This is a genomic window from Pseudomonas quebecensis (genome assembly GCF_026410085.1).
GTDB lineage: Bacteria > Pseudomonadota > Gammaproteobacteria > Pseudomonadales > Pseudomonadaceae > Aquipseudomonas > Aquipseudomonas quebecensis.
Window position 1 is genome coordinate 961,010 of record NZ_CP112866.1, and the last position, 18,371, is coordinate 979,380.

The 18,371-nt window shown below is 61.9% G+C and carries 17 protein-coding genes; 3 read left to right on the top strand and 14 right to left on the bottom strand.

Features of this window, described 5'->3' with window-relative positions; all coding sequences use genetic code 11:
* Window positions 1-17: 17 nt before the first annotated feature.
* From gcvP to arcD (OSC50_RS04570), 8 genes are all read right to left on the bottom strand, one after another.
* A complete protein-coding gene (gene gcvP / locus OSC50_RS04535; RefSeq protein ID WP_253509143.1) occupies window positions 18-2,858 on the bottom strand; it encodes an aminomethyl-transferring glycine dehydrogenase in 2,841 nt (946 codons plus the stop codon).
* Window positions 2,859-2,868: 10 nt separating this feature from the next.
* A complete protein-coding gene (gcvH, locus tag OSC50_RS04540; RefSeq protein ID WP_181080070.1) occupies window positions 2,869-3,252 on the bottom strand; it encodes a glycine cleavage system protein GcvH in 384 nt (127 codons plus the stop codon).
* Between the two features lie 351 nt (window positions 3,253-3,603).
* Window positions 3,604-5,112: a transcriptional regulator GcsR gene (gene gcsR / locus OSC50_RS04545; RefSeq protein ID WP_181080071.1), complete on the bottom strand. Its 1,509-nt coding sequence runs from the start codon at window positions 5,110-5,112 to the stop codon at window positions 3,604-3,606.
* Between the two features lie 123 nt (window positions 5,113-5,235).
* Window positions 5,236-5,598, bottom strand: coding sequence for a DUF5064 family protein (locus OSC50_RS04550; RefSeq protein WP_181080072.1), 363 nt, complete (start codon window positions 5,596-5,598; stop codon window positions 5,236-5,238).
* 18 nt (window positions 5,599-5,616) lie between these two features.
* Window positions 5,617-6,546, bottom strand: a complete 930-nt coding sequence (gene arcC, locus OSC50_RS04555) for a carbamate kinase (RefSeq protein WP_181080073.1) — start codon at window positions 6,544-6,546, stop codon at window positions 5,617-5,619.
* An 88-nt stretch (window positions 6,547-6,634) separates the two neighbouring features.
* On the bottom strand, window positions 6,635-7,645 hold the full coding sequence (locus tag OSC50_RS04560) for an ornithine carbamoyltransferase (protein ID WP_034100131.1): 1,011 nt from the start codon (window positions 7,643-7,645) through the stop codon (window positions 6,635-6,637).
* A 69-nt stretch (window positions 7,646-7,714) separates the two neighbouring features.
* Window positions 7,715-8,971 carry an arginine deiminase gene (arcA, locus tag OSC50_RS04565; RefSeq protein ID WP_253509139.1) on the bottom strand — a complete coding sequence of 419 codons (1,257 nt, stop codon included), beginning with the start codon at window positions 8,969-8,971 and terminating at the stop codon, window positions 7,715-7,717.
* 24 nt (window positions 8,972-8,995) lie between these two features.
* The gene (gene arcD / locus OSC50_RS04570) at window positions 8,996-10,423 is read right to left on the bottom strand and encodes an arginine-ornithine antiporter (protein ID WP_181080075.1); all 1,428 of its coding nucleotides are present in this window, start codon (window positions 10,421-10,423) and stop codon (window positions 8,996-8,998) included.
* A gap of 446 nt (window positions 10,424-10,869) precedes the next feature.
* Between arcD (OSC50_RS04570) and arcD (OSC50_RS04575) the strand changes: the two genes are divergently transcribed.
* Window positions 10,870-12,297 (top strand): arginine-ornithine antiporter, encoded by a 1,428-nt coding sequence (gene arcD / locus OSC50_RS04575; RefSeq protein ID WP_266246548.1) that lies wholly within the window; start codon window positions 10,870-10,872, stop codon window positions 12,295-12,297.
* Window positions 12,298-12,324: 27 nt separating this feature from the next.
* Here the strand turns inward: arcD (OSC50_RS04575) and OSC50_RS04580 are convergent, their stop codons facing one another.
* The 3 genes from OSC50_RS04580 to OSC50_RS04590 all read right to left on the bottom strand — a co-directional run bounded on the left by OSC50_RS04580 (window position 12,325) and on the right by OSC50_RS04590 (window position 15,588).
* Window positions 12,325-13,674, bottom strand: a complete 1,350-nt coding sequence (locus OSC50_RS04580; protein WP_266246547.1) for a CoA transferase — start codon at window positions 13,672-13,674, stop codon at window positions 12,325-12,327.
* A 35-nt stretch (window positions 13,675-13,709) separates the two neighbouring features.
* On the bottom strand, window positions 13,710-15,056 hold the full coding sequence (locus OSC50_RS04585) for a sensor histidine kinase (protein ID WP_181080078.1): 1,347 nt from the start codon (window positions 15,054-15,056) through the stop codon (window positions 13,710-13,712).
* A gap of 67 nt (window positions 15,057-15,123) precedes the next feature.
* Window positions 15,124-15,588: an LTXXQ domain protein gene (locus tag OSC50_RS04590; RefSeq protein ID WP_181080079.1), complete on the bottom strand. Its 465-nt coding sequence runs from the start codon at window positions 15,586-15,588 to the stop codon at window positions 15,124-15,126.
* A gap of 340 nt (window positions 15,589-15,928) precedes the next feature.
* On the opposite strand from OSC50_RS04590, the gene OSC50_RS04595 reads away from it, so the two are divergent.
* Both OSC50_RS04595 and OSC50_RS04600 read left to right on the top strand, forming a co-directional pair.
* The gene (locus tag OSC50_RS04595) at window positions 15,929-16,411 is read left to right on the top strand and encodes an ImmA/IrrE family metallo-endopeptidase (protein ID WP_181080080.1); all 483 of its coding nucleotides are present in this window, start codon (window positions 15,929-15,931) and stop codon (window positions 16,409-16,411) included.
* Complete coding sequence (locus tag OSC50_RS04600) at window positions 16,408-16,824, top strand: hypothetical protein (protein WP_181080081.1); 417 nt, start codon at window positions 16,408-16,410, stop codon at window positions 16,822-16,824. Before OSC50_RS04595 ends, OSC50_RS04600 begins: the two co-directional genes overlap by 4 nt.
* Window positions 16,825-16,870: 46 nt before the next feature.
* Here the strand turns inward: OSC50_RS04600 and OSC50_RS04605 are convergent, their stop codons facing one another.
* The 3 genes from OSC50_RS04605 to OSC50_RS04615 form a co-directional block, all read right to left on the bottom strand.
* Window positions 16,871-17,548 (bottom strand): response regulator transcription factor, encoded by a 678-nt coding sequence (locus OSC50_RS04605; RefSeq protein ID WP_181080082.1) that lies wholly within the window; start codon window positions 17,546-17,548, stop codon window positions 16,871-16,873.
* Between the two features lie 7 nt (window positions 17,549-17,555).
* Window positions 17,556-17,963, bottom strand: coding sequence for an SH3 domain-containing protein (locus OSC50_RS04610; RefSeq protein ID WP_181080083.1), 408 nt, complete (start codon window positions 17,961-17,963; stop codon window positions 17,556-17,558).
* 107 nt (window positions 17,964-18,070) lie between these two features.
* The gene (locus tag OSC50_RS04615; RefSeq protein WP_181080084.1) at window positions 18,071-18,370 is read right to left on the bottom strand and encodes a YciI family protein; all 300 of its coding nucleotides are present in this window, start codon (window positions 18,368-18,370) and stop codon (window positions 18,071-18,073) included.
* Window position 18,371: the final 1 nt, after the last annotated feature.

Sequence of the window (18,371 nt, forward strand, 5' to 3'; positions counted from 1 at the left end):
TGCCGCTTACAACTGCTTTAGGCATAAAGCTCGATCGACGGGCACGCACACACCAGGTTGCGATCGCCAAACACGTTGTCGACCCGGCCAACCGGTGGCCAGTACTTGCCGTCGATCAACGAGGCCACCGGGTACACCGCCTGTTCACGGCTGTACGGGTGGCTCCATTCGCCCACCAGTTCGGCCGCAGTGTGTGGCGCGTTCTTGAGCGGGTTGTCGTCTTTATCCAGGGTGCCGTTTTCCACCGCGCGAATTTCTTCGCGGATGGCGATCATCGCGTCGCAGAAACGGTCCAGCTCTTCCTTGGATTCGCTCTCGGTCGGTTCGATCATCAGGGTGCCCGCCACCGGGAACGACATGGTCGGGGCATGGAAACCAAAGTCGATCAGACGCTTGGCCACGTCATCCACGCTGATGCCGCTGCTGTCCTTGAGCGGGCGCAGGTCCAGGATGCACTCGTGCGCCACCAGGCCGTTGCTGCCGGTGTACAGCACGGGGTAGTGCTCTTCGAGGCGACGGGAAATGTAGTTGGCGTTCAGGATCGCCAACTGCGAAGCGCGCTTGAGGCCCGCGCCGCCCATCATGCTGATATACATCCAGGTGATCGGCAGGATGCTCGCGCTGCCGAATGGCGCCGCGCACACCGCGCCTTCCTTGCGTTCCATGGCCGCATGGCCCGGCAGGAATGGCGTGAGGTGCGATTTGACGCCAATCGGGCCGACGCCCGGGCCGCCACCGCCGTGGGGAATGCAGAACGTTTTGTGCAGGTTCAGATGGGACACATCGCCGCCGAACTTGCCCGGTGCGCACAGGCCGACCATGGCGTTCATGTTGGCGCCGTCGATGTACACCTGGCCGCCGTTGTCGTGGATGATCGCGCAGATTTCGCGGATGCCTTCTTCGAACACGCCGTGGGTGGACGGGTAGGTGATCATCAGTGCGGCCAGGTGCTCGCGATGCTCGATGGCTTTAGCGCGCAGGTCTTCGATGTCGACGTTGCCACGGGCGTCGCAGGCGGTGACGACCACGCGCATACCGGCCATGTTGGCGGTGGCCGGGTTGGTACCGTGGGCCGACGAGGGGATCAGGCAGATATCGCGACGGGCTTCGCCACGGCTCTGATGGTAGGCACGGATCGCCAGCAGACCGGCGTATTCACCCTGGGAACCGGCGTTCGGTTGCAGGGAGATAGCATCGTAGCCGGTGGCTGCGCAGAGCATGGCTTCCAGGTCCGCGGTCAGTTGCTGGTAGCCGGCGCTTTGCTCGGCCGGAGCGAATGGGTGCAGGGCACCGAACTCGGCCCAGGTCACCGGGATCATCTCGCTGGCGGCATTGAGCTTCATGGTGCACGAACCCAGCGGGATCATGGTGCGGTCCAGCGCCAGGTCTTTGTCGGCCAGTTTGCGCAGGTAGCGCATCAATTCGGTTTCGGAGTGATAACGGTTGAACACCGGGTGGCTGAGGATCGCCGACTGACGCAGCAGCGTCGCCGGCAGGCAGCTGTCGACCTGGGCATCGAAGGCGGGCAGGGCCTTGCCGTCGGCGAAGATCGCCCACAGCGCCTGGATGTCGGCTTGGGTGGTGGTTTCATCGACCGACAGGCCGACCCGCTCGGCGTCGACCACCCGCAGGTTGATGCGCTGGGCACGGGCCTTGTCGTGAAGGGCGGCGGTGGCGGCACCGGTGTTGAGGGTCAGGGTGTCGAAGAAGTGCGCTTGCTCGACCTTAACGCCCAGAGCGGTCAGGCCCTTGGCGAGGATGGCGGTCAATTGGTGAATGCGCTGGGCGATCTGCGTCAGGCCTTTAGGGCCGTGGTACACCGCATACATGCTGGCGATGTTGGCCAGCAGCACTTGAGCGGTGCAGATGTTGGACGTGGCTTTCTCGCGGCGGATGTGCTGCTCGCGGGTCTGCATGGCCAAACGCAGGGCCGGCTTGCCGAAACGGTCCACGGACACGCCGACCAGACGGCCCGGCATGTCGCGCTTGAACGCATCCTTGGTGGAGAAGTAGGCGGCGTGCGGCCCACCAAAGCCCAGCGGTACACCGAAGCGCTGCGCGCTGCCGATGGCCACGTCGGCGCCGAATTCGCCCGGTGGGGTCAACAGGGTCAGTGCCAGCAGGTCGGCAGCCACGGCCACCAGGGCGTTGGCGGCATGGAAGCGCTCGGTCAGCTCGCGGTAGTCGAACACATCGCCATTGCTGGCCGGGTATTGCAGCAGGGCGCCGAAGAATGGGCTGGCGTCGCTCAGTTCGCGTTCGTCGCCCACCACCACGTCGATGCCCAATGGCTCGGCACGGGTGCGCAGCACGTCAAGGGTCTGCGGGTGGCTGTGGATCGAGGCGAAGAAGGCATTGCTGCCTTTGTTCTTGCTCAAGCGCTTGCAGAAGGTCATGGCTTCGGCGGCGGCGGTGGCTTCGTCGAGCAGCGAGGCGTTGGCGATCGGCAGGCCGGTGAGGTCGCTGATCAGGGTCTGGAAATTCAGCAGTGCTTCCAGGCGGCCCTGGGAAATCTCCGGCTGGTAGGGGGTGTAGGCGGTGTACCAGGCCGGGTTTTCCAGGAGGTTGCGCAGGATCGGCGACGGCGTGTGGCAGTTGTAGTAACCCTGGCCGATGTAGGTCTTGAACAGTTGGTTCTGGCCGGCGATGGCTTTGATCCGCGCCAGCGCCTCGGCTTCGCTCAGGCCGTCTTCCAGGCCGAGCACGCTGGTGCCCTTGATGCTTTCCGGGATCACGCTGGCGCTCAGGGCTTCCAGGGAGTCAAAGCCCAGGCTGGCGAGCATGTGCTGCTCGTCTGCCTGGCGCGGGCCGATGTGGCGGGCGATGAATTCGTTGGCGGTGCTCAATTCAATGGTCATGGCGCGCTCCTCAGGCTTCAGCGTTGGCTTTGATCAGGCGGTCGTACGCATCCTGATCCAACAGCTTAGCCACTGCATTGGCATCGGCCGGTTTAAAGCGGAAGAACCAACCTTCGCCCAGTGGGTCTTCATTGACCAGTTCCGGGCTGTCACTGAGTTTGTCGTTCACTTCGAGCACGTCACCGTCCAACGGCATGTACACGCCGCTGGCGGCTTTGACCGATTCGACGGTGGATGCTTCGGCGCCCTTATCGTAAGTCTGCAACTCCGGCAGTTGTACGAAAACCACATCACCCAGCGCGTTCTGAGCGAAAGCGGTGATGCCCACGGTGACGCTGCCATCGGCTTCGGCGCGCAGCCATTCGTGATCTTCGGTAAAACGCAACTCGCTCATGCAAACTCCTCAGGGCCAGAATTCGTCTGGTGGACGGGATTGGAATAATTAGGAGTTGCTTAGCAAAATCGCGGCCAATGTAATTTAATCTATAAAAACCAAAGGCTTAATAGAATTTGGCGGAAAGGGAGACGCTTTAGCTGTAGCGATTTCGCTACAGCTGGGCTGCTGAAAAAAAGCCTATGTGGATCAAAGCCTTGCATGGCGCGCAAAAAACAGGGTTGTAGCGATATCGTTACGCTGTAGCGCTTTCAGTACAGTGAATGTCGTTCTCAGACCAAACCCTGGCAATGCACACAATGTGGGAGGGGGCTTGCCGGTGTTCCATAGTCAACTCCCCTGCACCCGATGTCAGGGCTTGTTGGGAATACCGTACTTGCGCAGTCGATGGGCAATGGCCGTGTGCGAAGTTTGCAGGCGGCTGGCCAGTTGGCGCGTCGAGGGGTAGCTGGTGTAGAGCTTTTCGAGTAGGTCGCGCTCGAAGTCTTCCACGGCCTGTTCCAGGCTGTCGACCTCACCATCGCTCTGACGCGCGACGGAGGTGCCGGCGATATCCAGGTCGCCGATGTCCACCAGGCTGCTTTCGCAGATCGCCGCCGCGCGAAAGATCACGTTCTGCAACTGGCGCACGTTGCCCGGCCAGCGGTTGCCCAGCAGCGCCGGGTAGGTGCCGGGCGCCAGGCGGCACACCGGACGCTGGATCTGCGCGCAGGCCTGCTGCATGAAATAGCGCGCCAGCAGCAGAATGTCCTGACCACGTTGGCGCAGGGGCGGCACTTCCACGTTGAGCACATTGAGGCGATAGAACAGGTCTTCGCGGAAGGTGCCCTCGCTGACCATTTTTTCCAGGTCGCGGTGCGTGGCGCTGAGGATGCGCACGTTGACCTTCACCTCACGGTCGCCACCGACGCGCCGGAAGCTGCCGTCGTTAAGAAAACGCAGCAATTTGGCTTGCAGGTACGGTGACATTTCGCCGATTTCATCGAGAAATACCGTGCCCTGGTTGGCCAGCTCCATGAGCCCCGGTTTGCCGCCGCGCTGCGCGCCGGTAAAGGCGCCGGGGGCGTAGCCGAACAATTCGCTCTCGGCCAGGTTTTCCGGCAGCGCCGCGCAGTTCAACGCCAGGAACGGCGCACTGGCGCGTGCGCTGATGGCGTGGCAGGCGCGGGCCACCAGTTCCTTGCCGGTACCGGTTTCGCCCTGGATCAACAACGGCGCGTCCAGCGCCGCCACCCGTTGTGCGCGGGCCTTGAGCGTGCGGATGACCGGGGACTCGCCCAGCAGCGCATCGAAGCCTTCGGCATGGTCGTGGTGCAGGGCCGACAGTTGTTCGCCGATGCGGTTGGGCTGGTAGAGGGTGAGCAGGGCGCCGGCGTCGGTGATGGGTGTGGCGTCAAGCAACCAGGTTTGGCCGTTGACGCTGATTTCGCGCAGCGGCAGGCGAAAGCCTACCTCCAGCAAGGTCTCCAGCAGGGCCGCGTCATTGAACAGCGCGCTGATGCTTTCGCCGGCCGGTTCGCGCCCGTACAGCGCGATCAACGCCGGGTTGGCCAGCAGGATCTTGCCGGCGCTGTCCACGGCCAGCACCGGGTCGGTCATGGCGGCCAGCAGGGCGTCGAGTTGCAGGTGGCGGCGTTGGCCGGGGAGGATGTCCACCACGGTCACTGCCTGCACGCCCTGCACGCTGAACAGCGCGTCACGCAGTTCTTCAAGTACTTCGGCACTCAACGTCGGTGCATCGATATAGACGTTGGGCGGCACCATTTCCACCGCATCCAGGTTGAGGTTACGCCCACCGAGCAAGGCCAGGACTTCCTGGGTAATGCCGACGCGGTCGATGAAGCTGACGTGGATACGCATGAGGTGGCGTTGGATTCTGGGATGCGGAGGGTGCCCAGTATGCCTTGCAGGCGATAGAGATCAAACTGGGAGGGAGCTTGCCCCCTCCCACAGATCGAACGGTAGTGGGTCAGCGCGACCGGATTATCCCAGGTGTTCGGGTTTGACCGGATCGCCCGATTTCACGTCCAACTGATGCCGCACGTCCTCGAACATCAGGTCGTACTGCTTGTGCATTGAGCCATTGAGTACGGCCATCTTCGGCATCCCATATTTCTGCGCAATGTTCATCGCATGCCGGGCAAAGTCGAAGGCCTGGTCTTTGGGCAAAAAGAACTCTTCCTTGAGGTCCTGGCCCTGGACCGAACCGTGCAGTTTGAACAGCATGCCCTTACCTTCCTTTGGGTCCTGGCTGACTTCGTAATCGATGCACAGGTTGTAGCTGTAGTCATCCTTGTTCAACGCGTGGCGTTCGACGTGCAAGTGTCCCGGTTCAAAGGTAGCCATAGGCGAATCTCCTCTACTTCACAGATAGGTGATGCCAGGTGTCGCCGTGCTGATGCGCGTACCGGCGGTGCCCTGGACGATGGCTTCGATGTCCGAGAGTGAACCGATCACGGCGGTTTTGCCAGTGCGGCGGGCGAACTCGCAGGCGGCCTGTACCTTGGGCCCCATGGAGCCGGCGGCGAAGCCGAGTTTTTCCATGTCGTCGGGGTGGGCCTGGCCGATGGCCTTCTGGGTCGGCTTGCCATAATCGATAAAGGCTGCGTTGACGTCGGTGGCGATCACCAGCAAGTCCGCGTCCAGTTGCGTGGCCAGCAGCGACGAGCACAGGTCTTTGTCGATCACGGCCTCGATGCCCTGCAGTTTGCCGTCTTCGCCATACATCGTCGGGATGCCGCCGCCGCCGGCGCAGATCACGATGGCGCTTTTTTCCAGCAGCCACTTGATCGGGCGAATTTCAAAGATGCGTTTGGGGCGTGGGCTGGCGACCACGCGGCGGTATTTATCGCCGTCCGGGGCAATCGCCCAGCCTTTTTCAGCGGCGAGTTTTTCCGCTTCGTCCTTGGAATACACGGGGCCGATGGGCTTGGTGGGGTGCTTGAACGCCGGGTCGTTGGCGTCGACTTCCACCTGGGTGAGCAGGGTGGCGAACGGCACTTCAAAGTCCAGCAGGTTGCCCAGCTCCTGTTCGATGATGTAGCCGATCATGCCTTCGGTCTCGGCGCCCAGCACGTCCAGCGGGTAGGGCGAGACGCTGGTGTAGGCCGCCGCCTGCAACGACAGCAGGCCGACCTGCGGGCCATTGCCGTGGGCGATCACCAGCTCGTTGCCGGGGTGGATCTTGGCGATCTGTTCGGTGGCGATGCGGATATTGGCGCGTTGGTTGTCCGCGGTCATGGGTTCACCACGGCGGAGCAGGGCGTTACCGCCCAGGGCTACGACGATGCGCATAAAGAATGTCCTTCCAAAGTTCGATGTTGCGAACACAGGACCAAGGTGGGCGGGGGCAGGCCCCTCCCACACTTCACCCGTGTAGCCTTTAGATATCCGCCAGCGCCGATACCAGAATCGCCTTGATGGTGTGCATGCGGTTTTCCGCCTGCTCAAAGGCGATGTTGGCCGGCGACTCGAACACCTCTTCGGTCACCTCCACACCATTGGCCAGGTTCGGGTAGCGCGCGGCGATGTCTTTGCCGACCTTGGTTTCGCTGTTGTGGAACGCCGGCAGGCAGTGCATGAATTTCACCCGAGGGTTGCCCGAGGCTTTCATCATCTGGGCGTTGACCTGGTACGGCAGCAGTTGCTCGATGCGCTCGTCCCACGCTTCCACCGGTTCGCCCATGGACACCCAGATATCGGTGTGGATGAAGTCCACGCCCTTCACGGCTTCTTTGGGGTCTTCGGTGATGGTGATGCGCGCGCCGCTTTCCTCGGCGAAGGCCTGGCATTGCTTGATGAAATCTTCATGGGGCCACAGGGCTTTCGGCGCGCCGATGCGCACGTCCATGCCGAGCTTGGCGCCGATCATCAGCAGCGAGTTGCCCATGTTGTAGCGCGCGTCGCCCAGGTAGGCGTAGCTGATGTCATGCAGCGGTTTGTCGCTATGTTCGCGCATGGTCAGTGTGTCGGCGATCATTTGGGTGGGGTGGAACTCGGCGGTGAGGCCGTTGAACACCGGCACGCCGGCAAACTTGGCCAGTTCTTCGACGATTTCCTGTTCGAAGCCACGGTACTCGATGGCATCGAACATCCGGCCAAGCACGCGCGCGGTGTCTTTCATGCTTTCTTTGTGGCCGATCTGCGACGACACGGGGTCGATGTAGGTGACGTGCGCGCCCTGGTCATGGGCCGCCACTTCGAACGCGCAGCGGGTGCGGGTGGAGGTTTTTTCGAAAATCAGCGCGATGTTCTTGCCTTGCAGGTGCGGACGCTCAGTGCCGGTGTACTTGGCGCGCTTGAGGTCGCGGGACAGGTCCAGCAGGTAATGCAGCTCACGAGTGGTGTGGTGCATCAGCGACAGCAGGCTGCGGTTGCGCATATTGAAAGCCATGATGGATCTCCTTCTGTTTAGGTTATCCCCATGGCCGGCGCCTTATGAGCGGCGGCCATGGCTTGAAAATTAGTAGTCGATTGGGTCGCGGATGATCGGGCAGGTCATGCAGTGGCCGCCGCCACGGCCACGGCCGAGTTCACCGGCGCTGATGGTGATGACTTCCACGCCGGCCTTGCGCAGCAGGGTATTGGTGTAAGTGTTGCGGTCGTAGCCGATTACCACGCCCGGCTCCACGGCCACCACGTTGTTGCCGTCGTCCCACTGCTCGCGCTCGGCGGCGAAGCTGTTGCCGCCGGTCTCGACCACGCGCAGGGCCTTGAGGTTGAGCGCCGCGGCCACGGTCTCGACGAAGTTGGTTTTCTCCCGCTGGATATCGATACCGTGCGGCTTGCTCTCGTCAGGACGCAGGGTAAACGGCACGATCTGATTGACCACTTCAGGGAAGACGGTGACCAGGTCGCGGTCGCAGAAGCTGAACACGGTGTCCAGGTGCATCGCTGCGCGGGACTTCGGCAGGCCGGCGACGATCACGCGCTCCACGGCGTTGTTCTTGAACAGGTTGCGCGCCAGCTGGCCGATGGCCTGGTGGGACGAGCGCTCGCCCATGCCGATCAATACCACGCCATTGCCGATCGGCATCACGTCACCGCCTTCAAGCGTGGCGGCGCCATGCTCCTGGTCAGGGTCGCCGTACCAGATCTGGAAGTCGGCGTTGGTGAACTCGGGGTGGAATTTGTAGATGGCGCTGGTCAGCAGGGTTTCCTGACGTCGCGCCGGCCAGTACATCGGGTTGAGGGTCACGCCGCCGTAGATCCAGCAGGTGGTGTCGCGGGTGAACTGAGTGTTGGGCAGCGGCGGCAGGATGAAGCTGGAGTGGCCGAGGAATTCGCGGAACATCTCGATGGTGCGGCCACCGAAGCTGCTCGGCAGGTCATCGGCCGACACGCCGCCGATCAGGAACTCGGCGATTTTGCGCGGCTCCAGGCTGCGCAGCCAGGAGCCGACTTCATCGACCAGGCCCAGGCCTACCGTGTTGGCGGTGATCTTGCGCGCCAGGATCCAGTCCAGCGCCTCAGGGAGGGCGACGATATCGGTCAGCAGGTTGTGCATTTCCAGCACATCAATGTCCCGCTCGCGCATTTTGGTGACGAAATCGAAATGGTCGCGCTTGGCCTGCGCCACCCACAGCACGTCATCGAACAGCAGTTCATCGCAGTTGTTGGGGGTCAGCCGCTGGTGGGCCAAACCTGGGGAGCACACCATGACTTTGCGCAGTTTGCCGGCTTCGGAGTGGACGCCGTACTTCACTTTTTCCGTGGTCATTTCAGATCCTCCAATGAACAACAATTACAAGGTCAGGAAGCCGTCGTAGAGCCCGTAGGCAGCCACCAGGGCGCCTATGACTACCGCGGCGAAAATCAGCTTCTCGACGTTGGTGAAAATCGGTTTGCCCAGTTCATGCTTGGCCTTGGCGAACAGAATCGCGCCGGGCGCATAGAGCAGGGCGGACAGCAGCAGGTACTTGATGCCGCCGGCGTAGAGCAGCCAGATCGCGTAGATCAGCGCGACGGCGCCGATGAACAGGTCTTTTTTGCGCTCGGCCAGGGCGTTTTCGTAGGTCTCGCCACGCACCGCCAGCAGCAGCGCGTAGGCCGCCGACCACAGGTAAGGCACCAGGATCATCGAGGTGGCGAGGTAGATCAGCGAGAGGTACGTACTGGCGGAAAACAGTGTGATTACCAGGAACAGCTGGACCATGGCGTTGGTCAGCCACAGTGCGTTGGTCGGCACGTGGTTGGCGTTTTCCTTGCGCAGGAACGCCGGCATGGTGTGGTCCTTGGCGGCGGCGAACATGATCTCCGCGCACAGCAGCACCCATGACAGCAACGCGCCCAGCAGCGAGATAATCAGGCCGACGCTGATCAACACCGCGCCCCAGTGGCCGACCACGTGCTCCAGCACAGCGGCCATCGATGGGTTCTGCAGCTTGGCCAGTTCCGGTTGGGTCATGATGCCCAGGGACAGCACGTTCACCAGCATCAGGAACAACAGCACCGTGATGAACCCGATCACGGTGGCCTTGCCCACGTCACTGCGTTTTTCAGCGCGTGCCGAGAAGATGCTCGCGCCCTCGATGCCGATGAACACCCATACGGTGACCAGCATCATGTTGCGCACCTGGTTCATCACACTGCCCAGGTCCGGGTTTTTCACGCCCCAGATGTCAGCGGTGAAGATATCCAGCTTGAACGCGAACAGGGCGATCAACACGAACAGCACCAGCGGCACCACCTTGGCGACGGTGGTCACCAGGTTGATGAACGCCGCTTCCTTGATGCCGCGCAGCACCAGGAAATGCACGGCCCACAGCAACACCGAGGCGCCGATCACCGCCGCTGGCGTATTGCCTTCGCCGAAGATCGGAAAGAAATAGCCCAGGGTGCTGAACAACAGCACGAAGTAGCCGACGTTACCCAGCCAGGCGCTGATCCAATAACCCCAGGCCGATGAGAAGCCCATGTAGTCGCCAAACCCGGCCTTGGCGTAGGCGTACACGCCGCCGTCGAGGTCGGGCTTGCGATTGGCCAGGGTCTGGAACACGAATGCCAGGGTCAGCATGCCGATCGCGGTAATGACCCAGCCGATCAATACCGCGCCCACATCGGCGCTCGCGGCCATGTTTTGCGGCAGTGAAAAGATGCCGCCGCCGATCATCGAACCGACGACAAGTGCAACCAGGGCGCCTAATCGAAGTTTTCCGGGAGATTCAGACATTGCATGACTCCAATGCAGGAGAAGAGAGGCCACAGAATAAATCCGTAAGCTGATCAAACAGCTGACTCAGATCACTTCATTGGCACATTCCATTGCGAATTAATGACTTAACGGCGACCCTGTACGCACGGATTTTCCCGCAGAGGCTTGTTCCAGAGCGCTTTGTGCGTTGGAATTAATCATTTAGTGCAAGGCATGGGGTTTGAAGCTAGACGGGATTGCCAAATGTGCAAACTTTTTCGACGCTGACCGCGAACAAGCGCGCAATGATTTAAAGTGTGCGCCGTATTTAAATTCTAAATAAGCCTAAACTCGAACATCTGTCATGCGCTTGCGTTATGAGCATGGCGAAATAGTGGCGCCGTAAACAAGCGCTACACTCGATTAGTTAAATTAAGTTGGGTGCACAGTTGTCGACTCAAGTGGTTATTCAGTCAGGAGTACTCATGTCTCAAACAAGCGAGAAACTTCGCCTCAGCGGCCTGATCGCGCTGGTGGTGGGGTCCATGATCGGTGGGGGAATTTTCTCGTTGCCGCAGAACATGGCGGCACGTGCCGAAGTGGGCGCGGTGTTGATCGGCTGGGCGATCACTGCCGTGGGCATGCTGACCCTGGCCTTCGTGTTCCAGACCCTGGCCAACCGCAAACCGGAGCTGGACTCCGGGGTGTATGCCTACGCCAAGGCCGGCTTTGGCGACTACATGGGCTTTTCATCGGCCTGGGGTTACTGGATCAGCGCCTGGATGGGTAACGTCGGCTACTTCGTCTTGCTGTTCAGCACCCTCGGCTATTTCTTCCCGGTCTTCGGTCAGGGCAACACCCCGTTGGCCATCGGCTGCGCCTCATTGTTGCTGTGGGCTGTGCATTTCCTGGTGCTGCGCGGCATCAAGGAAGCGGCGTTCATCAACCAGATCACCACCATCGCAAAAATCGTCCCGCTGCTGATGTTTATCGTGATCGCCGCCGTCGCGTTCAAGGCTGACGTGTTCACCCGGGATATCTGGGGCCTGGGCAACCCGCAGATCGGCGGGGTGGTGGAGCAGGTGCGCAACATGATGCTGGTCACCGTGTTTGTGTTTATCGGCATTGAAGGCGCCAGCGTGTATTCGGCGCGGGCCGAGAAACGTGCCGACGTAGGGCGAGCCACGGTGATCGGTTTTCTCGGCGTGCTGGCGCTGTTAGTGCTGGTGAATGTGCTGTCTCTGGGCATCATGAGCCAGCCGGAGTTGGCGGGGCTGCAGAACCCGTCGCTGGCCGGGGTACTTGAGCGCATCGTCGGGCCGTGGGGCGCGCTGTTGATCAGCGTCGGGCTGGCAGTGTCGCTGCTCGGTGCGTTGTTGTCCTGGGCACTGTTGTGCGCGGAAATTCTGTACGCCACGGCCCATGACAAGACCATGCCGGCGTTCCTCAAAAAGGAAAACGCCAACCAGGTGCCGGTCAACGCGCTGTGGCTGACCAACCTGATGATCCAGGCATTCCTGGTGATCACGCTGTTTTCCCACAGCACCTACACCAAGCTGATCTACCTGGCTTCTTCGATGATTCTGGTGCCGTACCTGTGGTCGGCGGCGTACGCAGTGTTGCTGAGCGGGCGCGGCGAGACCTATCAAGACGCGCCCCGCGAGCGCCTCAAAGACTTGCTTATCGGCCTGATCGCCCTCGGTTATGCGATCTGGCTGCTGTATGCCGGAGGTCTGAAGTACCTGCTGTTGTCGGCGTTGCTCTATGCGCCCGGTGTGATCCTGTTCGCCCTGGCCAAGCGCGAACAGGCTCTACCGTTGTTTACCCACGTGGAAAAAGGCATTTTCAGCTGCGTGATCGCCGGCGCGGGCCTGGCGGCATACGGGTTATACAGCGGGGTATTGTCATTGTGACGGGCAGCCGTACGCCTGGACGGTCGATCACCACTGTGGCCGATGTGAACCCAATTCTACGGCCGGCCGATCCCATTGCAGCGGTGTGCCGTTGATGCTCACGGGGGGCAGCAGCCGGTGCGCCGGGCCCCAATGGGTGTGTTCGACCAGCAGCCCCAGGTCGCCTGGCTCCTCGGGCCTCAGCGCCGGTTCCTGCGGCGCTTGCCCTGCTTCCATCAGCAGCTTTGCCGTACGCGCCAGGGACAAGCGCGCCGATCCACCACGTCCGGACTGCAAGCGTTCGCGCAATGCCTGCAGCGCGCTGGCGGCCATGAGGTAGCCGGTGCCGTGGTCCAGCGCCTGCACTGGCAACGGCAGCGGTTTGTCCGCCTGTTGCCAGGCCATGCCCGCCTCGGCGATGCCGCAGCTCATCTGCACCAGGCTGTCGAAGCCGCGGCGGTTGCGCCATGGGCCGCTCCAGCCATAGGCGTTAAGGCTCACGTCGATCAGGCCGGGGGCCAGGCGTTGCAGGCTGTCGGCGCTGTAGCCCAAGCGTTCGAGGGCGTCGGCGCGATAACCGTGGAACAAAAGGTCGGCGTCCTTGAGCAAGGCTTCGAACAGCTGCCGACCATCCTGGGTTTTCAAATCCAGCCGCGCGCAGCGTTTGCCCAGGGTCATTTCCGGCACCACGCCCGGTTCGTCCCAGGTCGGCGAGTCGATGCGCAGCACATCCGCCCCCAGCCCGGCCAGGAAGCGACTGGCCACCGGGCCGGCCAGGACGCGGGTCAGGTCCAGCACCTTGAGCCCTGCCAGCGGGCGGGCCACCGAGCCGCGCCAGGGTTTGGCCGTGGTGGCCGCAAACGTCTGACGCTGCACCAGCGCCTCGGCATTCACCGCCTGCCCTTGGGGATGTTGCTGCCAGGCCGACCCGGTACGCATCTGCGCGGCACAACCGCCGGCCTCGACCATTGCCTGCTCCAGTTCCGCGGCCTTCCAGGCGGCGACCTTGCCGGCCATCTCGGTGCGATCACGGACCTGGCCCAGCACCTGCTCGGCGGCGGCACGGTGATGGGGCGCGTTGGTGTGCAGACGAATCCAGCCGTCGGCGCTGGCGTAATCGCCGGCCACCGGGTCCCACAGCGGCGGCACATGCCAGCCCCGCGGGCGCAGTGAGGACGAGAACCACCAGGACGCCAGACGTCGGTCCACGCTGACGTCGGGCAGGCGGCCGGTCTGTTGCCGGATCAGCTCGGCCACGGCCTGGCCGGCGGCGCCGAGGCCGGCGCAGGCCAGGTCGGTCACGGCGAAGGCCGAGGGCAGGGCGCCGGCGCCGGTCAGAGGCAGCGGCGTCTGCGGTAGATCGAGCGCGGCTTGGATGGAAGTCAGCAGGTCAGTCATCAAAGGCCCTCCGGGAGAAGGACCACTATAGAAGATCAGCCGGCGGGTGTGACAACCCCGGGTTGCAGCGGCAGGTCGAGGCTGGCGATAAAGCCGCCGGTCGGGTGATTGGCCAGCTCCAGGCTGCCGCCGTGGCGTTCCGCCGCTCGCCGTGCGATCGCCAGGCCCAGCCCGTGGCCCTGGGCGGTCTGGCCTGGGGCGCGGTAGAACGGCTCGCCCAGTTGGCTCAAGTGTTCGGCATCGACCCCGGGGCCGTGGTCGCGCACGCTGATCACAATGCGCTCACCCAGACGCTGGGCCTGTAATTCGATGGGCTGGCCCGCAGGGTTGAAGCGCTGGGCATTGCGCAGCAGGTTATCCACCGCCCGCTCGATCATGGTCGGCCAGCCCTTGAGGTGCAGGTCGGCGTCGGTGGTCAGGCGCACCACTTGGTCGGGTGCGCTGAGCTGGGCGTCTTTTTGCAAGGTTTTGAGCAACGTGTTGAGGTCCACCTCTTCGGCGCTGGCGTTGTCGGCGTCAACGCGGGCCAATACCAGAATCTCGCTGATCAGCGCCTCCAGGCGGTCGCATTCGCGCGTCAGGCGCGGCCAGAGTCGCTCGCGTTCTTCGGGGCTGGCGCGTTCGGCCAGGGCCAGGGCGATACGCAGACGCGCCAGGGGCGAGCGCAGTTCGTGGGACACGTCGCGCAACAACTGGCGCTGGCTGCCGATCAGGCTTTGCAGGCGGGCGCCCATGCGGTTGAAGTCGGTGGCCAATACGCCGAATTCATCGCGCCGATTGGCCAGGCGCGCCAGGCTGTTCTGTTGGTAGGTGGCCTGGCCCAGGTCGTGTACCGCGCCGCGCAGGCGGCTGAGCGGACGGGTAATGGACAAGGTGACGAACAGGCTGAACAGCGTCAGCACCACCAGGGCGATGGCCAGGGCGCTCAAGGGCCAGGCCAGACTGCTGCGATGCCATTCGTCGAGTTCCGGATGAGGAATGCGGTAGATCAGCAAATAGGTGTCGCCGGTTTTGTCGCTGGTGTACTCGGCGGTCAGGCGGCGCCAGGGCAGGTGGCCGTCCTTGCTGTCGTTTTGCCGGGCTTCGAACGCCGCGGCGCGACGCGGAAAGGTGCCGCGCACCACCGGGTCGCCGCTTTCGTTCAGCACTTGCACATCAATGTGATACTGGCGCTTGCGTTGCTGCAGCAACTCCTGGGCCGCGTCCTCGCCCTGGGCCTCGTAGAGTTGGGTCCACTCCTGGGCCAGGTTGTTGAGGCCAGGGTGGCGGCTGAGAATCCATGCATCCTGATTGAGCATGTGCCCCAGCAGGATCGACAAACCGGCAACCAGGGCGATGGCCAGCCAGAAACTCGCCAGGATCCGCCAGAACAATGAACGCACAGGACACCCTCAAACAGGAAAAGCCCAGTGGCGTGGGCCACTGGGCTGGGAGATTAACGCCAGAGCATTATTGCGCTTTTTGCGGCTGTTGCGCTTTCCAGGCCTGGAATTGCTGCCACTCGGCCCGACGCTCGGCTTGTTTCTTGACGATCTCGTCGTACTTCTTCTGCTGGTCGGGCTTGAGCAGGTTACGGATATCGGCCTGGGTTTTCTGACGCCCGGCATCGATTTCATCCTGCATGGCTTTCTGGTCGGCGGCCGGGAGTTTGGCCAGGTACTTTTTGACCAGATCCTTGCGAGCGTGCCATTGATCGCCCATCAGCTTGCCGATCTGCTCACGCTGTTCTTTGCTCAGGTCCAGTTGGCTGAACGGACCGCCTTTGCCGCGCGGACCGTGTTCGCCGTGACCCGGGCCACCCATCATGTGGCCTTCAGGGCCGCCCATCGGGCCTGGTGTCGGGCCTTCCGGCATGGCCATGGCGACAGTGGGCAGGGCTGCGGCGAACATCAAAGCGATAAGGGTCTTGCGCATGGTGATTCTCCTGTCTGTATTCCGGTGAATCCGGATGTGAGTAGGTTACGCAGACCAAGGTCAGCGGCGGTCAGGTGTGGGTAAAGCTTCGGTAAAGAGCCATACGATGGGCGCTGACATAACTTAAGCGTGCTCTTTTGTAACAGCGCTGCCACGTTCGTCATGAATACGGGCATACTTCGGCGCCTTAGCTGTATGTATATACAGTTAAACTAAATATTGCAGGAACGAATGCTTGTACTTGTGTCAACTACAATTTGACGAGGGCTTGGCCCTATGCAACATTTGCCCTCAATTCAACCCACCAAAATGTTGAGTTCTAAACTTATAAGGGAGGCGTATGGAGTACAGAACTGCAGACGACGTCCTGCGCGCTCACTGGGATGGTCGCTTGCCGGTAAGTCCAAAGAACATTGCCGAGGCGATGGGAATAGAAGTTGAGGCGCTTACCCCGGATGAGCCCGAAAAGTGGCGTGCCACTGAAAGCGGGCATTATTCTTTTCGCGGTGGCAACCCGCTGATTACCTATAACTTCATGGACGCTCCGGTCAGGCAACGTTTCACTATTGCGCATGAGATCGGCCACCACGTATATGGCGACCTGGACGCGCCGCGAGACACCTCGGAGCAGTTCAGCGCCAAGTCGCGGGACCCCAGGGAAGTGGCGGCCAACCGCTTTGCCGCAGCGCTCCTGATGCCGGCGGCATTGGTCAAACATATGGTCATTGAGCAGCGAATCACCGATATCGCAAAGTTGGCCAGTGCGTTCGGGGTCTCTACGGCTGCGATGGAGTTCCGGCTCAAGGCGATTGGGCTTTTATGATTGATAGCAGCGACGATCTGTCTGGCGGCGAGGCTGATAATCCTGGCCTGATCAGTGACTATTTGAGAAGAGAAGCCTGGCGGTTCAGGTGGGAAAAGCGCCTGACCAATGTGACTGTCGCGTTAATCCTATTGTTTTACCTGGCGCTGCTGGGCTTCGTCTTTCTTGGGAATATTCGAATCTCAGCCGGTGTCTGGTATTTCTTCGCCGCCGTTCGCCCGCACAGCGCGGGAGATATTCCGATCATCGTGTCCCTCTCTACAGTGCCTACGCTGCTGCTTATTGCACTGTTGCGCTATTTCCATCATCGGCCCAAAGCTGACCAGGATGATTTACAGGCACCGTTGCCCATCAGCGTCGAGGCTGCCAAGGCAATAATAAAAGCTACTACGGACGCGATGAAAAACAATTGAGATGAACAGTGAGTAAATGCCCGGCCAACATGCCGGGCTTTTTAATCTACAGGCTGTAGTAATAGCCACGGCTGCGCAATGCCACGATGCGTGGCCGGCCATCAGGGTGCGGGCCGATCTTTTTGCGCAGGTTGCTCACGTGCATATCCAGGCTGCGGTCGTACAGGGTGAGCTTGCGGCCCAGGGCGATCTGCGCCAGTTCCTGTTTGTCCAACGGCTCGCCGGGCTGGCGAAGCAGGGCTTCGAGCAGGCGGCTCTCGGAAACGGTGAGGGTGAATTCCTGTTCATCGATGCTGACCACGCCGCGTACCGGGCTGAAACACAGGTCGCCCAGTTCGAGCTGGGTCGACACGGCGGCCGGGTGACTGCGGCGCAGCACGGCGCGCAGGCGTGCAGTCAGTTCCCGAGGGTCGCAGGGTTTGGCCAGATAATCATCGGCGCCCAGCTCCAGGCCGAGGATGCGGTCCAGCGGTTCGCCACGCGCCGAAAGCATCAGCACCGGCAACTCCGGGTGGTCGGTGCGTAACTGCTTGAGCAACTCCAGGCCGCTGCCGTCGGGCAGCATCACGTCCAGCACCACGGCAGCCGGGGCGCTGTCGGCCAAGGCCTTGCGCGCACTCAGGCCATCGTGACACGCACGCACCTGGAAGCCTTCCTGGCTCAACCAACTGGTCAGCAGCTCGCAGAGCTCCTGGTCATCATCTATCAGTAACAGCTCGCTCATGACTCACTCAATTTAGCCATTGTCGACGACGCCGGTGCCCGCCGCTGGCGAAGATCCCGCACAACAGGGCAATCAGAGCGACGGCGCCGCCGGTGACAAACCACTGTTGTTGCTCGGTCAGCCATCGGGTCAAGCCGCCGCCCTGTGCGTCTTTGAGTTGCTGGGCCAGGCGTTGGTTCTCTTGGCGAAGGCGGCTCAGTTGGGCGCTTTCGCGGGTCGCATCGGCGCTTTGCAGTTGCTTGCTCAGTTCTTCACGCTGCCGTTCGCTGTCTTTCAAGCGTTGCTGCAACTCGGTGATCTGGGCGCCGGCACTCAAGGACAAAGGCGTGGAGCCGCCGGTGTTTGAGGGGTCTTCCGCGTGGGCCTTGGCCCCGATCATTAACACTGCCAACAGACACAACTGACGTAAGCGCATCGGAACTCCTGATTCCACACGAATATTCAGAAAGTTGTCGGCAGGTTACCGGGAATAATGAGCAATTAGGAGTGTGCCGAACGCAATAGGTTCGGCACGCCTGCAGGTTAAGGCAGGACTTGCTTGAAAGGCTTGATCACCACGCTGTCATAGACGCCCGCCGCGACGTATGGGTCGGCGTCGGCCCAGGCCCTGGCTTCAGCCAGGGTTGGGAACTCGGCGACGATCAGGCTGCCGGTAAAACCGGCCTCGCCTGGGTCATTGCTCTCGATGGCCGGGTGCGGGCCGGCCAGCACCATACGCCCTTCGGCCTGCAGTTGCTTGAGGCGTTCGACATGGGCCGGGCGCACGGACATGCGTTTTTCCAGGGAGTGGGCAACATCGGTGGCAATGATGGCGTAGAGCATG